The 16,670-nt window shown below is 68.8% G+C and carries 13 protein-coding genes; 5 read left to right on the top strand and 8 right to left on the bottom strand.

All coding sequences use genetic code 11. From position 1 onward, the window contains the following. Positions 1–36: 36 nt before the first annotated feature. Positions 37–1,110, top strand: coding sequence for an SseB family protein (locus LL239_RS05630; RefSeq protein ID WP_228162477.1), 1,074 nt, complete (start codon positions 37–39; stop codon positions 1,108–1,110). A gap of 194 nt (positions 1,111–1,304) precedes the next feature. On the opposite strand, the gene LL239_RS05625 is transcribed toward LL239_RS05630, so the two are convergent. Next, positions 1,305–1,931, bottom strand: a complete 627-nt coding sequence (locus LL239_RS05625) for a DUF1684 domain-containing protein (protein ID WP_228162476.1) — start codon at positions 1,929–1,931, stop codon at positions 1,305–1,307. Positions 1,932–2,102: 171 nt separating this feature from the next. Here LL239_RS05625 and ligD point away from each other — a divergent pair, with 171 nt between their 5' ends. After that, positions 2,103–3,128: a non-homologous end-joining DNA ligase gene (ligD, locus tag LL239_RS05620; protein ID WP_228162475.1), complete on the top strand. Its 1,026-nt coding sequence runs from the start codon at positions 2,103–2,105 to the stop codon at positions 3,126–3,128. 164 nt (positions 3,129–3,292) lie between these two features. Here the strand turns inward: ligD and LL239_RS05615 are convergent, their stop codons facing one another. The 7 genes from LL239_RS05615 to LL239_RS05585 form a co-directional block, all read right to left on the bottom strand. Then, entirely contained in the window at positions 3,293–4,336 is a 1,044-nt protein-coding gene (locus tag LL239_RS05615) for an ATP-dependent DNA ligase (RefSeq protein ID WP_228162474.1), read from the bottom strand. 4 nt (positions 4,337–4,340) lie between these two features. Beyond that, a complete protein-coding gene (locus LL239_RS05610; RefSeq protein WP_228162473.1) occupies positions 4,341–5,522 on the bottom strand; it encodes an AI-2E family transporter in 1,182 nt (393 codons plus the stop codon). 91 nt (positions 5,523–5,613) lie between these two features. Then, on the bottom strand, positions 5,614–6,855 hold the full coding sequence (locus LL239_RS05605) for an acyl-CoA dehydrogenase family protein (protein WP_228162472.1): 1,242 nt from the start codon (positions 6,853–6,855) through the stop codon (positions 5,614–5,616). Positions 6,856–7,038: 183 nt separating this feature from the next. Further along, on the bottom strand, positions 7,039–7,707 hold the full coding sequence (locus LL239_RS05600) for a TetR/AcrR family transcriptional regulator (RefSeq protein WP_228162471.1): 669 nt from the start codon (positions 7,705–7,707) through the stop codon (positions 7,039–7,041). Between the two features lie 205 nt (positions 7,708–7,912). Then, a complete protein-coding gene (locus LL239_RS05595; RefSeq protein WP_228162470.1) occupies positions 7,913–9,478 on the bottom strand; it encodes an FAD-dependent oxidoreductase in 1,566 nt (521 codons plus the stop codon). Next, the gene (locus LL239_RS05590) at positions 9,471–11,618 is read right to left on the bottom strand and encodes a molybdopterin oxidoreductase family protein (protein WP_228162756.1); all 2,148 of its coding nucleotides are present in this window, start codon (positions 11,616–11,618) and stop codon (positions 9,471–9,473) included. The genes LL239_RS05595 and LL239_RS05590 overlap by 8 nt, the downstream gene beginning before the upstream one ends. Positions 11,619–11,623: 5 nt before the next feature. After that, positions 11,624–13,018, bottom strand: coding sequence for an MFS transporter (locus LL239_RS05585; RefSeq protein WP_228162469.1), 1,395 nt, complete (start codon positions 13,016–13,018; stop codon positions 11,624–11,626). A 261-nt stretch (positions 13,019–13,279) separates the two neighbouring features. Here LL239_RS05585 and LL239_RS18120 point away from each other — a divergent pair, with 261 nt between their 5' ends. The 3 genes from LL239_RS18120 to LL239_RS05575 are packed head-to-tail and all read left to right on the top strand — an operon-like array spanning position 13,280 to position 16,412. Then, positions 13,280–13,570 carry a helix-turn-helix domain-containing protein gene (locus LL239_RS18120; protein WP_374197614.1) on the top strand — a complete coding sequence of 97 codons (291 nt, stop codon included), beginning with the start codon at positions 13,280–13,282 and terminating at the stop codon, positions 13,568–13,570. After that, a complete protein-coding gene (locus LL239_RS05580) occupies positions 13,567–14,646 on the top strand; it encodes a protein kinase domain-containing protein (RefSeq protein WP_228162468.1) in 1,080 nt (359 codons plus the stop codon). Before LL239_RS18120 ends, LL239_RS05580 begins: the two co-directional genes overlap by 4 nt. After that, on the top strand, positions 14,646–16,412 hold the full coding sequence (locus LL239_RS05575; protein WP_228162467.1) for a tetratricopeptide repeat protein: 1,767 nt from the start codon (positions 14,646–14,648) through the stop codon (positions 16,410–16,412). Before LL239_RS05580 ends, LL239_RS05575 begins: the two co-directional genes overlap by 1 nt. Positions 16,413–16,670: the final 258 nt, after the last annotated feature.

Genomic DNA, 16,670 nt, shown 5'->3' with positions numbered 1-16,670 from the left:
CGCCGGGTGCGGTCCAGGCGCGGATAGGGTCGAACAATGGCTCTTTTCTCGCGCCGCAAGAAGTCCGATTCCGATGACGCGTCGGCCGACCGCCCCGAGGGCATGATCGAGCCGGGAGAACAGCCCGTCGACCCTACGAGTCCGGGTGACGCCGCCTCGCCCGAGGCGCCGGTCGACGCGGTGCCGAATGTCACCATCTCGACCTCGTCGTTCCGCGGCGTCGGCGCTCCGGCCGGTGCGGCTCCGGCGGCCGATCCCACTCCGCCCGTCGCCGCCCGTCCGTCGGCTCGTCAGCCCGGACCCATGGAGGCGCCGGACGGCTTCGAGTCCATTCCCGGCCTCCGCGACAACGCCCTCCTGGCCACGGCGCTCGCCGAGATCTCGGGCCCGGCGGAGCCCGCTCAACTGCTCAACGTCGCGCGACAGTTGCTGCAGGGCTACGTCTTCCTGCGCGTGAAGGGCGACGCCCGGGCACTGCTGGCGGAGGGCAAAGATCTTCCGCTTGCCATCGCCACCCGCGGCGAGGAGCAGCTCGTCCTCGCCTACAGCAGCGGCCAGGCCCTCACCAAGAGCGTCGAGGCCGACGGCGACCGCGACACGTCCGCCATGGGCCAGCCGGTCATGGCGCTGCTGCGGCACGTGCTCGGTGGACCCTACGCCGGCGTCGTCCTCGACCACGCGTCCGGCGATGCCCGCGCGGTCCTTCCCACGGCGCTCCTCGAGCGGATGGTGTCGGAGGCGGATCCCGACCTGCGGATCAAGACCGCCCTCAGCCAGAAGCGCACCGACTCGACGGCATCCACGATCGTCGAAGCCGTCCTCGCCGGGGCGCCGCTGTGGATCGCGGTCAACAGAGCCGAAGAGGGCGGGCCCGTGGGCGTCGCCGAATCCCGGACGGCGACGGGCGAGCGGTACCTCGAGGTGTTCTCGCACCCGCTCGAACTGCTCGCGCTCGGTCGCGGCGACCAGGCGCTGCCGTTGAAGAACGAGCAGCTGGCGAAGGCCATCGTCGGAGACGACGGCCTCACCGGGCTGCTCGTCGACCCCGCCGGCCCCTGGATCCGGCTGACGCGCGACGATCTCGCGGGGTTGCTGGCACTCGCGGAGTAAGCGCCCGAGCCCGCCGCCGCGCTCGCGGCGACCGCGAGGGCGGGTCGAACGCCGAGTTTCTGGTCGTGCGAGCCGCCGCCGCGCTCGGCGCGACCGCGGGCGGGTCGAACGCCTGAGTATCTGCGCGGCCGCCGTGAGCCGTTCGGCGGGAAGAACCCGCGAAGTTCCAGGAGTTCGGCGCGGGCGCGCGGGGGTCAGACCCCGTACAGCTCGCCGACGGGGACGGTGACCGGCAGTACGTTGCCGACGGGCGCGAGCGGGCACGCCCACGCCGGGTCGTACGCGCACGACGGGTTGTAGGCGAAGTTGAAGTCGATCACGAGGGTGCCGGGCGCGGCGCCCGTACCCAGGTCGGCGCCCTTGATCGTGTCGAGGAGGTAGCGTCCCCCGCCGTACGTGCCCCCGGGGCGGCCGGCCGACGCGTCCCGCACCGGCACGAACAGCCCCCCGCCGTACGAGGTCAGCCGCCACACGTCGAGGGATCCGGTGTCCGGGAGTTCGACGCGTCCGATGCGTTCGAAGCCGACATCCCCGTCGGTGCCGGTCGTGGCGACGAACGAGGCCTCCTCGGCGTCGAGCAGCGGTACCTCGAACCGCCAGGCGGCGTCGTAGGGGGCGAGGGGCAACCCTTCGAACCCGTCTCGCTGTTCCGGAAGCAGGGGAGTGGCGGGGTGGTCGGCGAACAGCGCGTCCCGCTCGATCCGCCACAGTTCGTGAGCCTCTTCCGGATCCTCGGCCTCGCGCACGGCGGCGTACAGCGCGAAGACGCGGCGGCGCCAATCGGCGACATCGAGGGCGGTGCGGGCGGCGCGGCTGGTCATCGTCCGAGCGTAAGCGGGCGGGGGTGTCGTGGACGAGGGCTGGACACGGCCGTCGGCGCGGTGCGAGCTCTCGCCGGGCGCGATCGGCGGGGCGTCGGACAGACCCGAAGACGCCCGCGTCCGTGATCGCAACGGGCAGACACGGCGCGCGCGGACCGTTACCGTCGGGTCATGGCATCCCCGCGCATCACGCTCACCGTGCCCGGCCCCGACGGCGACCGCGAGATCGGTCTGTCGAACCCCGACCGTGTGCTCTGGCCCGAGGTCGGCATCACCAAACGCGAGCTGGCGGAGTACTTCATCGCCGTAGCCGAGCCGTTCCTCGCCACGAACGGCAACCGGCCGGTGTCCCTCGAGCGCTTTCCCGACGGTGTCGGCGGCGAGAGCTTCTTCTCGAAGAACCCGCCGAAGGGATCGCCCGCGTTCGTCGAGGCGGTGACCGTGACCTACAACAGCGGTCGGCGGCATCCGCAGCTCGTCCTCACCGAGATCGCCTCCGCCGTCTGGGCGGCGCAGATGAACACGATCGTCTTCCATCCGTGGGCGTCGCTCGCGAGCGACCCCGACCACCCGGTGGAGCTGCGCATCGACCTCGACCCGCAGCCGGGCACCGGATTTGCCGAGGCGGTCGTTGCCGCGCACGAGCTGCGGAAGGTGCTGCGCGAGGCGGGGCTGGAGGCGTGGGCCAAGACGAGCGGCAACCGCGGGCTGCACGTGTTCTGTCCGATCGAGCCGACGCACGAGTTCCTCGACGTCCGGCATGCCGTCATCGCTGCGGCCCGTGAACTGGAGCGACGGATGCCGGATGCCGTGACCACCAACTGGTGGAAGGAGGAGCGCGGCGAGCGGATCTTCGTCGACTTCAACCAGGCCAACCGTGACCGGACCATGGCGGGCGCCTACTCCCCGCGGGCGCTGCCGACGGCGACGGTGTCGACGCCGGTGACCTGGGATGAACTGGATGCCGTGGACCCGGCGGCCTTCACGGTGCGCTCGGTGCCCGAGCGACTGGCATCCATCGGCGATCCGTGGGCGGGATTCGCCTCGGTACCCGGTCGCATCGACACGCTGCTGGAGTGGTGGCAGCGCGACCTCGACGCGGGGCTGGGCGAACTGCCGTTCCCGCCCGAGTTCCCGAAGATGCCGGGAGAGCCGCCGCGCGTGCAGCCCTCGCGCGCGAAGACACCGACGGAGTAGTCGGGCGGTCGCGCGGCCGTGGTGTTCGTGGCGGGGTGCGCCGCAGGGGTGCGCCGCACGGGTGCGCCGAGAGCATGGGATGCCGTCGGCACAGGTCGATCGCGGTGAGATCGGCCCGTTCTCGTCGCTTCGCCTGTTCCGGTGACGACGCGCAGCGGCGGGCTTCAGTCGAGGACGTCGCCGAGGTCGTAGGCTCCGACCGTCTCGAGCTGCTCGAACGTGCAGGACCGGGCGTCGCGGTCGGGACGCCAGCGCTCGAACTGCACGGTGTGCCGAAAGCGCATCCCCTCGAGCTGGTCGTAGCGGACCTCGAGCACGCGCTCGGGACGCAGCCGCACGAACGACACGTCTTTGGATGCCGAGAAGCGCGAACGGTCGGTCTCTCCGACGACTGCTTCGCCCTCGGCATCCCGTTCGACGAGCGGCGCGAGCTCGTCGATGAGCTCGAGGCGGCGCTTGTCGGTCCACGCCGAGACCCCGCCGACACCGTGCAGGCGGCCCGCGTCGTCGTACAGCCCGACCAGAAGCGACCCGACACCCTGACCGGACTTGTGCATGCGGTAGCCGAGCGCGACGACGTCGGCCGTGCGCGCGTGCTTGATCTTGAACATCGCGCGCTTGTTCGGCGCGTAGGGCTGCGCGAGCGGTTTGGCGACGACGCCGTCGAGCCCCGCACCCTCGAACTCAGCGAGCCAGCGCCGGGCGAGGTCGGGATCGTCGGTGGTGCGCGTGACGTGCACGGGGTGCGGCACCGAGGCGAGCAGGTCGACGAGCTGCGCGCGGCGCTCGGCGAAGGGCTCCGACTGCAGGTCGCGGTCGCCCCGCGCCAGCAGGTCGAACGCGATGAACATCGCCGGCGTCTGCTCGGACAGTAGCGTGACCCGGGATGCGGCGGGGTGGATGCGCTGCGACAGGGCCTCCCAGTCGAGCCGCTGCCCGCCGGGTTCGCCGCGCGCGACGACCACCTCACCGTCGATGAGGCACGGCTCGGGCAGCAGCCGTGCGAACGCCTCGACGAGCTCGGGAAAGTACCGCGTCAGCGGCTTCGCGCCCCGGCTGCCGATCTCGACGTCGGTGCCGTCCCACGAGACCAAAGCGCGGAACCCGTCCCACTTCGGCTCGTACGAGAGGCCACCCGCGACCTTGCCCGGTTCGGGAACGGCGGGCACCGCCTTCGCCAGCATCGGTGCCGGGATGTCGTACGGCATCGGCTCAGCCCTCGCTTTCGCCCCCGGCCAGGGGCACCGGGTCGCGGCGGTTCTTGCGGCGCGCCCACTCGGCGGGCTCGTCGGGACCGTTCCACACCGTGACGATGCCCCACGCCACCGCGGTGAGCGGTACGGCGAGGAGCGTGCCCAGGATGCCGCCGATCGCGGTGCCGCCGGCGAGCACCACCAGCACGACGAAGGAGTGCAGCTTCATGGACCGGCCCATGAGCACCGGCTGGAGGAAGTTGCCCTCGAGCTGGTTCACGAGCACGACGATGCCGACGACGATGAGCGCGACGACCCAGCCGTTCGTGACGAGGGCCACCAGGGCCGCGAGGATACCGGCGGTCACCGCGCCCACGATCGGGATGAACGCGAGCAGGAACACCAGGACCGCGAGCGGCAGCGCGAGGGGCACCTGAAGGATCAGCAGGCCGACCCCGATGCCGATCGCGTCGACGGCCGCCACCGACGCCGTTCCGCGCACGTACGAGCCGAGCACCGTCACGGTCTTGTCGCCGATGCGACGGGCGCGGTCGTAGTCGCTGCCGCGGAACGGGCGCAGCACGAACTCCCACATGCGGGGGCCGTCCTTGAGGAAGAAGAACAGGATGACCACCATCAGCACGAAGCCCGTGATGAAGGAGGCGACGGCGCTGACGCCGGCGAGCGCTCCGGTGCCGAACTGGGCGCTCGTGACGAAGTCGCCGATGCCCTGCAGTGCGGCGTCGACCTGGTCGGGCGGGATCGCGAAGGGCAGGGTGTGGTACCAGTCCTGTGCCTGCTGGAACCCCTCGACGGCCTGCGCGCTGAGCGAGCTCCACTGATCGATGACCGCGTTGACGACGAGCCAGCCCAGCGCACCGAGCACGACGACGACCGCGAGCAGGGTCAGCAGCGTGGCGAGGACCGCCGGTACGCCCCGTCTGCGCATCCACATCGTCACCGGACCGAAGGCCGACGCGAAGATCAGCGCCAGGATCAGCGGGATGATGACGAGCGTCACCTGCTGGATGCCCCAGATGAGGCCGGCGACGAGGATGACGACGATGATGATCTGCACCGCGCGGACCGCCAGGCGTCCGAACGCGTCGGACCACAGGCTGTGCGGCGGGGTCTGCTCGGTGTGGGTGATCGCCGACGCGACGGCGTCGCGGTGCGCGGGACGGCGAGAGAACAGGCTCATGACACGACGGTAGCGGGGACGCCCGACATCCGGGGCGCGGGTTGCGCGTGACCCCGGCGCGGATTAGGCGTCGGGGTCATGGCATCCGGGGTCAGGCGAACGCGCTCATGCCCGTGATGTCGCGGCCGAGGAGGAGGGCCTGCACGCTCTCGGTGCCCTCGTACGTGTGGATCGCCTCGATGTCGGCCATGTGCTGCATGACGCCGTTCTCGAGCAGGATGCCGTTGCCGCCGAGCAGGTCTCGGGCGATCGCGGCCACGCGGCGGGCGGCGCGCGTGTTGTGGTACTTCGCCAGCGACGCCTGGGTGGGGCGGAGACCACCCGATGTCTCGAGGTCGGCGAGCCGCCGGCAGTACAGCTGCATCGCGGTGAGCTCGTCGAGCATCTGGGCCAGGCGCTCCTGCACCATCTGGAACTTCGCGAGGGGCTTGCCGAACTGCATGCGCTCGGTGGCATACGTGCGCGCGGCCTCGTAGCAGGCGGTCGCGTGCCCGAGTGCGGACCACGCGACACCGGAGCGCGTGGCGTACAGCACCGCCGAGGCGTCCTTGAAGGTGTGGGTGCCCGGGAGCACGGCATCCGCGGGGATGCGAACGTCGTCGAGCGCGATGTGCGCCTGGTGGATGCCACGCAACGACACCTTGCCCGTGATGACGGTGCCCGTGTAGCCCGGCGTGTCCTGCTCGACCAGGAAGCAGCGGACCTTGTCGTGGTCGTCGTCGCCCTCGGCATCCACGCGCGCCCACACGAACGTGATGCCGCCGGAAGCGCCGTTGCCGATCCACTTCTTCGTGCCGGAGAGCGTCCAGCCCTCGGTCGTGCGGGTCGCAGTCGTCTCGAGTGAGACGGAGTCGGACCCGTGGTCGGGCTCGGTCAGGGCGAAGGCGCCGAGCACCGTGCCGTCGGCGAGCGGTGTCAGCCAGCGCGCCTGCTGCTCGGGGGAGCCGAACATCGCGAGGGTGCGCAGGGCCAGCCCGCCCTGCACGGCGAGAGCGGTGGCGAGCGACCCGTCTCCCCGCGAGACCTCCATGTTGACCAGGCCGGCCGCGAGCGGTGAGGACGCGGGCAGGTCAGGGTGCTCGATGCCGTCGGTGAACAGCTCGAGCTCGCCCATGCGTCGGAGCAGCTCGATCGGGTAGGTGGCGGCATCCCATTCGGCCTGCATGCGGGTGCCGACCTCGTCGACGAACGTCTTCGCGCGGTCCCACGCCTCACGGTCGGCGTCGGGGATCTCGGCGAACACCGCGTAGTAGTCGGTGTCACGGCGGCCGAGGAGGTCGTACGAGGCGATGCGCTCGCCGGGGAGCGTGCGGGTCTGGGCGTCAGTGCTCATGTACTGAGTATCGCGCATCGTGGCACTGGGTGTCACTCTCCGCGCACGTACCCCCGTCTGCCCCGCTCCCGTCGCCCGCGCCCGCCTGAGTGTCCAAGACACGCCGCAAGGGTCGAGCGCTCAACGGCGTGTCTTGGACACTCGACCGGGATCGGCGCGTCGGCGCGTCGGCGCGCCCCCGCGTCAGTGCGGCAGCGTCGCGCGCAGGCGGCGCGTCACCTCGGCCGCCGGCATGCGGCGGGGGAACGCCGCGATGACGAGGTCGTCGCCCGCGGCGTCGTCGCCGTCGGGGTGCACGCCGTAACGGCGCAGCACGTCGTCGAGGGCACGGCGGAGGGTGGATGCCGGCACCCGCGCGCCGCGCATGAGTCGGCGCAGCACGTGGTTGTGCACGGCGGTGACCAGGGCCGAGAACCCGACGGCATCCAGCGGGTCCAGTCCCGGCAGCGCTTCGCGGAGGTACTCGTCGAAGAGGCGCTCGTAACGGAACACCGTCACGATCTCGCGGTCGCGGAGCACGGGCACCTCGCGCACGATCGCGTACCGCCGCCGCGCGAGCTCGGGATCGGCGGCGAAGTGACGGAAGACGCGCATCGAGGCGTCGCACACCGCGGCCCACGGATCGTCGTGGGACTGCGACAGGAACGTGCGCGTCTCGTCGAGGAGCACCTCGTGGTCGGCGAACACCACGTCCTCCTTGCCGCCGAACTGGCGGAAGAACGTCGAACGCGACACCCCGGCGGCCTGGGCGATCTGCTCGACCGAGGTCTGGTCGTAGCCGCGCTCGGCGAAGAGCGCGATCGCGGCGGCCACGACGGCGGTGCGGCCGGGAGGGGCGGGGGCGTCGGTCATGACCGGAAGCCTACGGCGCGGCCGGACGGGCGGCCCTGCGTCACGCCGAGGAGGTCTCCCGAGCGCCGAACGGGCGGCCCTGCGTCACGCCGGGGCGTCCTCCCGAGTGCCGAACGGGCCACGCCGGCACGTCCTCCCGAGCGCCGGACGGGCGCCCCCGCGTCACGCCGGGATGTCCTCCCGCGCGCCGACGGGCGCCCCCGCGTCACGCCGGCACGGCCTCCCGCGCGAGCAGCTCGGTGATGCGCCCGACGCAGCCGCCGCAGCCGGTGCCGGCGCGGGTCGACGCCTTCACACAGGCGACCGTCGGCTCCCCGGCGGCCGCCGCCTCGCGAATGGCCCCCGCGCTCACGCCGTTGCACCAGCACACGGTGGCGTCCGCGGCGAACGGGTCGCCGACGGCCGGCATCCCCACGTCGGGTGCGTCCAGCCGCAGCAGCGTCGATCGGTCGGCGGGCAGCTCCGAGCCTCGCTCGAAAAGCATCGTCAGCTCGGCGCCGGTCCGCGGCATCCCGACCGCGACGAAGCCGGTCAGCACGCCGTCGACGGTGACGAGCTTGACGTACGCCCCGCGCGCGGGGTCGGCCCAGAGAGTGACCTGGGGGCCGTGGCTTCCGGGGGCGTGCGAGAAGGGGTCGGCGTCGACGACGCCTCCGGCGACGACGTCGATGCCCTCGGCCTTGAGCATGACGACGCCCGGACGCTCGAACGCGGCGGGGGCGTCGTCGCCCGTCGACAGGAGCGCGGCCAGCCGGTCGGCCTGCCGCCAGCCGGGGCCGACGAGCCCGCTCGGACCGCCCGGAACGCGGCCATCGGCTCCGGCGTCCGCGGGATCGGCGACGTGCGCGCAGTCGCCGATCGCGAAGACGCGCGGGTCGGTCCACGAGCGCGACGATCCGTCGACGAGCACGCCGGCGGATGTGGCGAGTCCGGCGAGGGATGCCACCTCGGTCCGCGCTGCGACTCCGCACGACAGCACGAGCAGGTCGCCGGCGACCACCTTGCCGTCGGCGCACACGAGGCCGTCGAACCACGCCTGACCGTGGTCGTCGTAGCGCTGCACGATGCTCTCGGCGCGGGCGTGGTGCATCATCTCGACGCCGACGGCGGTGGCGGCGGCGGCGAGCACGCGCCCGCCGTTCTCGTCGAGCGTGCGGTTCATGGGGGCGGCGGAGTGATACGCCACCACGACGTCGGCACCGGCCTCGGCGGCGGCCAGGGCCAGTTCCATGCCGAGCACTCCCGCGCCAAGCACGATGATGCGCTGCCCGGCCGACACCGCCGCGCGCACGTGCTCGGCGTCGGCGAGGTCGCGCAGCGCGACGACCCCGCGGGGGAGCGGCGCCGAACCGCGGTCGAGTTCCGCGGGGATCCCCGGACGGGCCGCGCGGTGCCGCTGCGCCCGTTCCAGACCCGCGAGCGTCGGCACGTTCGCGCGCGCCCCGGTCGCCAGCACGAGCCGGTCGTACGGAATCCGGATGCCGTCGTGCAACCGCACGACGCGACGGTCGCGGTCGACTCCGACCACCGTCGCTCCGAGCGCGAAACGTACCCCGGCTGCTTCCGCGACCGAACGGTCGCCCATGTCGAGGCTGTCGCGCTGCATGCGCCCGACGGCATATTCGGCGAGGAGCACGCGGTTGTAGACGTCGTGGGTCTCGGCACCGATGACCGTGAGGTCGATGCGTCCCTCGCGCACCGCGGGGAGGAGGCCCTCGACGAGCCGTGCCCCGACGGGGCCGTAGCCCACCAGCACCACACGCTCAGCCATGGATCGCCTCCTTGTCGTGGGTGGTGCCCGGGTGCTCCGACACGACGACCGGGGTGTGATCCCGGATCGCGACCGTGCCGTCCGTGGCATCCGGAATCGCCGCGATGCGCACGCGCGTGCGCTTGAACTCGGGCATCGCCGAGGTCGGGTCGACGATCGCCTCGGTCAGGCGGTTCGCGCATTCATCGCCGGCGTAGTGGAACGGCAGGAACACGGTGTCGTGACGGATGTCGGTCGTCACGCTCGCCCGCGCCCGCACGGTCCCGCGCTCGTTCGAGACCGCGACCAGGCTCCCTTCGCGGATTCCCAACCCCGAAGCCGTCGCCGGATGGATCTCCAGCCGCGCCTCGGGGCGTGCCGCGTTCAGCTCGGCGACCCGGCGCGTCTGCGTGCCCGACTGGTACTGCTGCAGGTAGCGGCCGGTGACGAGGGTCAGCGCGCCGCCGCCGTCGGTGGGCGCCGGGGGAGTGGCATCCACCGGGACGAGACGCGCGCGGCCGTCGGCGTGAGCGAAGCGTTCGGTGAACGGACGCGGAGTGCTCTCGGAGCGGAACGGCCAATACGCCTCGACGCCGGTATCGAGCAGCGCGTGCGACAGGCCCGAGTAGTCGGCGACGCCTCCCTCGGACGCGCGGGCGAGCTCGTCGAACACCTCGGCCGGATCGGTCGACCAGGTGGATGCCGCGCCCAGCCGCCGCGCGAGCTCGGACAGGATCCACAGCTCGCTGCGGGCGCCGTCGGGTCCGGGAAGCGCGCGGCGACGCCGGATGACGCGGCCCTCGAGGGAGGTCATCGTGCCCTCCTCCTCCGCCCACTGGAGGACGGGCAGCACGATGTCGGCGAGTTCCGCGGTCTCGCTGAGGAAGAAGTCGCACACGATGAGGGTGTCCAGCGCCTGGAGTCGCGCCCGCACGGCCTCCACGTCGGGCGCCGAGACGACGACATTCGACCCGGCGACGAGCAGCGTCTTCACCGGCCCGCCGAGTTCGCCGAGCAGGGCGGTGGCCGGGATGCCGGCATCCGGGAGGTCGTCGGCATCCACGCCCCACACCCCGGCGACGTGCCGGCGCGCTTCGGGGTCGCGGATCGAACGGTAGCCGGGCAGTTGGTCGGCCTTCTGCCCGTGCTCGCGTCCGCCCTGGCCGTTGCCCTGCCCGGTGAGGGTGCCGTAGCCCGAGCCTTCGCGGCCGACGAGGCCGAGCACGAGGGCGAGGTTGATCGCGGCGGTCGCGGTGGCGGTGCCGTCGACGTGCTGTTCGACGCCGCGTCCGGTGAGGATGTACGCGTTGCCCGCGGCGAGGCGACGGGCGGTGTCGCGCAGCTGCGCGACCGGGACGCCGGTGGTGGCGGAGGTGCGCTCGGGCCACCACGCGGAGACCGACCGCCGGAGGGCGTCGAACCCGGTCGTGCGTTCTTCTATATAGGTGCGGTCGGCGAGTCCCTCGGTGATCACGATGTGGGTGAGGCCGAGGAGGAGCGGGAGGTCGGTGCCCGGCGCGGCCGGGAGGTGGATGCCGGCGCCGTCCTCGGTGAGGCGCGCGGTGGCCGAGCGGCGCGGGTCGACGACGATGAGGCCGCCGTTCACCCGCGCCCCGGCGAGGTGCGCGAGGAACGGCGGCATGGTCGCGGCGACGTTGGATCCGAGCAGCAGGATCGTCCGCGCGTCGTCGAGGTCGGTCACCGGGAACGGCAGTCCACGGTCCATTCCGAAGGCCCGGTTGGATGCCGCTGCCGCCGACGACATGCAGAATCGGCCGTTGTAGTCGATCCGCGAGGTGCCGAGCGCGACGCGGGCGAACTTGCCGAGCTGGTAGGCCTTTTCGTTCGTGAGTCCGCCGCCGCCGAAGATCGCGTTCGCGTCGGGCCCGTGATTCGCTCGCGTTTGGCGGAACGCGTCGGCCGTGGCATCCAGTGCTTCGTCCCAGGTGACTTCGGCGAGGGTGCCGTCGCTCTGCCGGAGGAGTGGCATCCGGAGTCGGTGGGGGGATGCCAGGAGCTCCGCCGACGTCCAGCCCTTGGTGCAGAGGCCTCCCCGATTGGTGGGGAAGGCGCGGCCGGTGACCGTCGTCGCGCTGTCGTGCGTGACGGTCATGGCGCACTGCAGTGCGCAGTAGGGGCAGTGGGTGTCGACGGAGCTCATGGACATCAGATGCGGGTGGCGGTCTTCTTCGCCATTGTGAGGTACACCCCGGCCGTGATCGCGAGGAAGACGACGTACGCGCCGATGAACCAGGTGAGGGCGGGGGTGTACGAGCCGAACGACGTCTTCGACAGGCCGAGCAGCTGTGGGATGAAGAACCCGCCGTACGCGCCGATCGCCGAGATGAGTCCGAGGGCCGCGGCGGCTTTGCGCTGCGCGCCGACGCCGTCCTTCGCGCGGAGGGCGAACACCGTCGGGATCATGCGGTACGTCGAGCCGTTGCCGATTCCCGCCGCGGCGAACAGCACCAGGAAGCACGAGAGGAACACGGCGAAGTTCTGCAGCGCCAGGGTGAGGATCACGCTCAGGATGCCAAGGCCCATCGCCGTGAACGCACCGATGGTGATGACGGTGCCGCCGAACCGGTCGGCGAGCTTGCCGCCGTAGGGGCGGGCGAGCGACCCGACGAGCGCGCCGAGGAAGGCGAGGGTGACGGTGGCGGTGCCGATCGCGATGCCCTTGAAGTCGGGGAACGTGTCGGCGAGCAGCTTCGGGAAGACGCCCGCGAAGCCGATGAACGAGCCGAAGGTGCCGATGTAGAGGACGGCGAGGATCCACAGGTGCGGCTCTTTGAGGGCGGCGAGGGATGCCGCGATGTCGGCCTTCGCGGTGGAGAGGTTGTCCATGCGGAAGTACGCGCCGACCATGGCGATGAGGATCAGCGGCACCCAGATGAGACCCGCGAGCGGAAGGTTGAGGGTGGCCGCGGCGCCGACGGTGATGACGATCGGCACGACGAACTGCGCGACCGAGGCGCCGAGGTTGCCGCCGGCGGCGTTGAGTCCGAGCGCGTACCCCTTCTGTGCGGCCGGGTAGAAGAACGTGATGTTCGCCATGGAGCTGGCGAAGTTGCCGCCACCGAAGCCAGCGAGGGCGGCGATGAGGAGGAGGACGCCGAACGGAGTAGCGGGGTTCGACACCGCGATGGCGAGGCCGATGCTCGGGATGAGCAGGAGGCCGGCGGAGACGATCGTCCAGTTGCGGCCGCCGAAGCGGGGGACCATGAAGGTATAGGGGATGCGCAGCGTCGCGCCGACGAGGCTCGGCATCGAGATGAGCCAGAAGATCTCGCCCGTGGAGAGCTGGAAGCCCGCCGCCGGCAGCGAGACGACGACGACCGACCACAGCTGCCAGACGACGAACCCGAGGAACTCGGCGAAGATCGACCACCGCAGGTTGCGGGCGGCGATGGCCTTGCCCACGGTGTTCCACTGCTCGGGGTTCTCGGGGTTCCAGTTGTCGATCCAGCGGCCGGGGCGGTGGATGAGTTGCGGTGCTGCTTCTTGCGTTGCGGCCGCGGGCGGCGTTGCGGTTTCGGGGCGCGGGTCGGTGACGGTCACGGGGTTCCTCCGGTCAGCGATGGGGGAGGTGCAGCGCCCCGCATCGGCGAGGCGTGCCGCAAGCGTACGGAGGGGGCGTTACCCGGGAGGGCGTCGGGTGGGGCGGTGGGGTAACGATGTGCTCACCGGGGCAGGGGATGGGGGAGAGGGGGAGTTTACGTGGGCGTTACAAAGTCGTTGCCCCACGCGGCGCTCAGCAGCGGATGCCGAAGAACCCAGCTCGTTGTTGCCAGATCCGGCAACAGCCTCTACCATGCATGAATGGGGTCAGATCTGGGCGTGGCGTCCGTCCTTCGCGACTTGAGACGCAGACAAGGGGAGACCCTGAGATCGGCCGCTGCGGAACTTGGGATTGCGCCTTCACATCTTTCGCGGCTCGAGCGCGGAGAACGTTCGATCAACGACGACACATTGAGGCGACTTTCCAAACACTACTCTGTTGATGCTGAGATCATCGAGCTCGCGCGAGGAAATGCACCCGCAGACGTGATTCAAATCTTGCGAGATCACCCCGACGAACTCCGTTTGCTTCGCGAAAAATATGCCAAATGACGGTGAACATTTCGTCTGACCCGTGGGTCGCTCTGCTGCTGGGGCAACCGTTTGGTAGCTACCGACTTGTTGGTTGTATCGGCATTGGAGGTTTTGGCTATGTGTTTGAGGCAGAACATCTCGATTCTGGTGGGCGGGTAGCAATAAAGATTCTGAAACATGGTGTGGCTGGTGATGACGTTGTCGACTTTGAGAATGAAGGTCGACTGCTCCGCGCTCTGGCGAAATGCAGCGGCGTGATTAACTACATCGACGGCGGGACTGAACAGGTCCAGCTCCGAAGTCTCATCGGTGTTACGGTCCCAGTCGACGTTCGTTATCACGTGCTGCCAATCGCATCCGGCTCACTTGACGAGTTGGTTTCAGATGCGCTTGCGCGAAGAGATCTGGGGTGGGCGGATCGCATCGGCATGTGGCGAGACACAGTAGTGGCGCTGAAGCAAATGCACGACCTCGGTATTGTCCACCGAGACCTGAAGTCCAGCAATTGCTTGTTGATGGTCCGCGGATCCTCTGCAGGCGTTCGGCTCGCCGACCTAGGCCGCGCCAAGAACCTGGCGCAGTCGCCGTCTAGATCTATTGCGGATTATGTTAACGGGCGTGGGGACTTGAGGTTCGCGCCACCGGAGTATCTCCTCTTTCAGGGAGGGTACGAGGCGGCCGACTTTATTGCCGCGGACTACTACGGTGTGGGGTCGATACTTGTGGAGTTGATCACCGGATTCCCTATGACTGCCTCCGCTATGGGAGACGTCCGCGCGGTGATGGGGCAGGCGCAAGCTGATATCTCGATGGGTCGGAAAAGACCGTTAGCGAGCCTAAGCATGCAATATCGCTCTGCTGTCGATGACGTGATAGAGAATGTGCCGCGCATCATACGTGATGACCTTCGGGTGGTTCTGGAGTATTTGTGTAATCCCGAACCATTCAGAAGAGTCACATCTGGACCATTCAGCAAGGACAGAGCTGCACGGCACCCGCTCGATTGGGTGATTCGAAGGGCCGACATAATGATTCGCCGAATTGAAATTCAATCCCGGGAAGAGCGTCGTCGCATGAGATTGAGGACAGCCTAATGAGCGCACTTGGTGTTACGAACATCCTTGAGGCTGACGCTGCATTCTCCCGCGACGCAGTTAAGCCTGCGGCGCCAGGTCGTTCCAGGCGTGTGTCCGAGGTCTCGACATCTCGACGACCCTTTCAGGAGGTCACGGGGCGGATCGCCGAAGCAATAGATTCTGCGTCTTCGCAAACGCTGCTCGAGGCCCGACTCGCAGTCGAAGCAGTGCGCGGACCGCACAACCTGGTCGCCTTGGCGCAGGCTTTGGAAATTGCCCGAGAAGAGGACGAGGCGGTGGAGGCTGCCCTTGAAGCGCTTGACGTGTACTCCTCGGACCGCGTAGCTGCAGACCTCGATCGAACCGGGGTTCGCTTGGCTTGCGAGCTCCTGCTTCGTAAGGGGCGACTGGAAGAGGTTCGTGAAATCGCAAAGAACATCCCACTCAGTAATCATCTAAAGGTCGACCTGGCTGTTGCGTTGGCTGACGCGGAGCATTTCGTTGAGGCGCGCGGATTCATCCTCTCCAGTGAGGCGAGTTCCAAGAACGCGGCTCTTGGTTACATTCACCTTCTCGAAGGTGAAAATCATAAGGCTATCTCCCGACTTCGTGACGCTCTACGTAACTCGCCAGACGACGCGGTGTCGGCGCTGAATCTCTCAATCGCTCTTTGGCGTTCGGGGTCCAGGCGCAAAGCTGTTTCGGCTGCCCGCCACGCGCGGGAGGCAGACCCGAGCCGGGAAGATGCGCTCTGCTTGCTGCTGGATCTGCTTTTCGCGCAGGGTGACTTCAAGGCGGTTCAGCGTGAGATGCGGAAGTTGGATGCACAGTACCGTGATTCTTCACCGCAAATGCTAATAATGCAGGCGCGTCTATTTCTCGCGAATGCTGATCTTCGGTCTGCAATCAGGTTGCTTGAGAAGGCTGCAAAGTACTCTGAGCAAGCTAATGATCGTGAAACAGAGGCGGAAGTTCGGAGCAATCTGGTCCGGATTCGTGCTGCATCTAGCCGGGAGAGTCGCGCCGACAGCGTTCGCGAGATTCTCGATCTGAGTCTAAAATTTCCGGAGAGCGACGTCGTGGTGAGCAACCTCGCACAAGTGTGTTGGCGCACGAGTGACGCTGCAGTTCTCTCCTCTGCGTTTGACCGGGTTAAAGACACTACGTTTCCCGCCCGTGCGGCATTTATCCGATACACCCTTGCAACGTTGCGGGGTGAGAGCGTTGAAGCGGCTAATTTCGCTCGTGAGTGGTACCAGATTGAGCCTCTTAACCCGCGGGCGGTGACCGCGGCATTGGTGGCCCTTGGAATTGGCGAGGAAAGGTGGGAAGAGGCGGCTGCTATCGCTCTTGATGCGCTCTCGTCAGGGGTGCTTAACGACGGCGCTTCCAAGAATAACGCCGCCTACGTTCTTGCAATGTCGGGACGGAGTTGGCGCGCTATCGATTTGATCCGCAACCACGCGGATGAAAGTTACGAATTGAAAGCCACGTTGGGGCTGGCGCATCTTGCTGCTGGTGACGTTGAGGTCGGGATGAAGCTCTACCGGGCCGCGGCGGATGCCGCGGATAAAGACGGCGACGATGCTCGCAGCCTGATGACGATGTATCAGGCGCTGATTGTGCGGCAGCTCGGGGCTTTGGACGTTCACGACAAGCTCACTGTAACTGCCCTTTCTCTCCCGCCGTTCCCGCTGCCTGATGACTGGGAGGATCGACCGGAGTTTGTGCGACTTCATCGAGTGGCGCTGCGCCGGGGCTATGGTTGGCCGCTGAGCATTTGATGGAAATGTACAATCAATCCTGGGGGGCGCGACTGCCCGGAGGAGTATGCTCTCCGGTAGGTGCGCTGAAGTTACATTCCGCTCGCCTGACAAGCAGCGGTATGTCCGGGCCGCGCCACTCTTGAGGTGAACGCTTGGCGGTTAGCCTTCGTGTGCTGTGTCGAAGGCTCGTCCGGAAAGTGGTTCGCTGAGGGAAGTCTCTGAGAGCCCGCTCGCAGAGATTCCTCGTGCCAAATAATCCGGGGGCGATCGGGGAAT

The sequence above is a fragment of the Microbacterium testaceum genome (assembly GCF_020781835.1).
GTDB classification, from domain to species: domain Bacteria; phylum Actinomycetota; class Actinomycetes; order Actinomycetales; family Microbacteriaceae; genus Microbacterium; species Microbacterium testaceum_H.
This window is presented reverse-complemented; position numbering and strand designations above follow the sequence as displayed.

Bases quoted from the DNA above. Each gene is read 5' to 3' on its own strand.
- LL239_RS05625 (WP_228162476.1), bottom strand. From the start codon at position 1,931: ATGACCAGCCGCGCCGCCCGCACCGCCCTCGATGTCGCCGATTGGCGC.
- ligD (WP_228162475.1), top strand. From the start codon at position 2,103: ATGGCATCCCCGCGCATCACGCTCACCGTGCCCGGCCCCGACGGCGAC.
- LL239_RS05595 (WP_228162470.1), bottom strand. From the start codon at position 9,478: ATGGCTGAGCGTGTGGTGCTGGTGGGCTACGGCCCCGTCGGGGCACGG.
- LL239_RS05630 (WP_228162477.1), top strand. From the start codon at position 37: ATGGCTCTTTTCTCGCGCCGCAAGAAGTCCGATTCCGATGACGCGTCG.
- LL239_RS05615 (WP_228162474.1), bottom strand. From the start codon at position 4,336: ATGCCGTACGACATCCCGGCACCGATGCTGGCGAAGGCGGTGCCCGCC.
- LL239_RS05600 (WP_228162471.1), bottom strand. From the start codon at position 7,707: ATGACCGACGCCCCCGCCCCTCCCGGCCGCACCGCCGTCGTGGCCGCC.
- LL239_RS05605 (WP_228162472.1), bottom strand. From the start codon at position 6,855: ATGAGCACTGACGCCCAGACCCGCACGCTCCCCGGCGAGCGCATCGCC.
- LL239_RS05590 (WP_228162756.1), bottom strand. From the start codon at position 11,618: ATGAGCTCCGTCGACACCCACTGCCCCTACTGCGCACTGCAGTGCGCC.
- LL239_RS18120 (WP_374197614.1), top strand. From the start codon at position 13,280: ATGGGGTCAGATCTGGGCGTGGCGTCCGTCCTTCGCGACTTGAGACGC.
- LL239_RS05580 (WP_228162468.1), top strand. From the start codon at position 13,567: ATGACGGTGAACATTTCGTCTGACCCGTGGGTCGCTCTGCTGCTGGGG.
- LL239_RS05575 (WP_228162467.1), top strand. From the start codon at position 14,646: ATGAGCGCACTTGGTGTTACGAACATCCTTGAGGCTGACGCTGCATTC.
- LL239_RS05610 (WP_228162473.1), bottom strand. From the start codon at position 5,522: ATGAGCCTGTTCTCTCGCCGTCCCGCGCACCGCGACGCCGTCGCGTCG.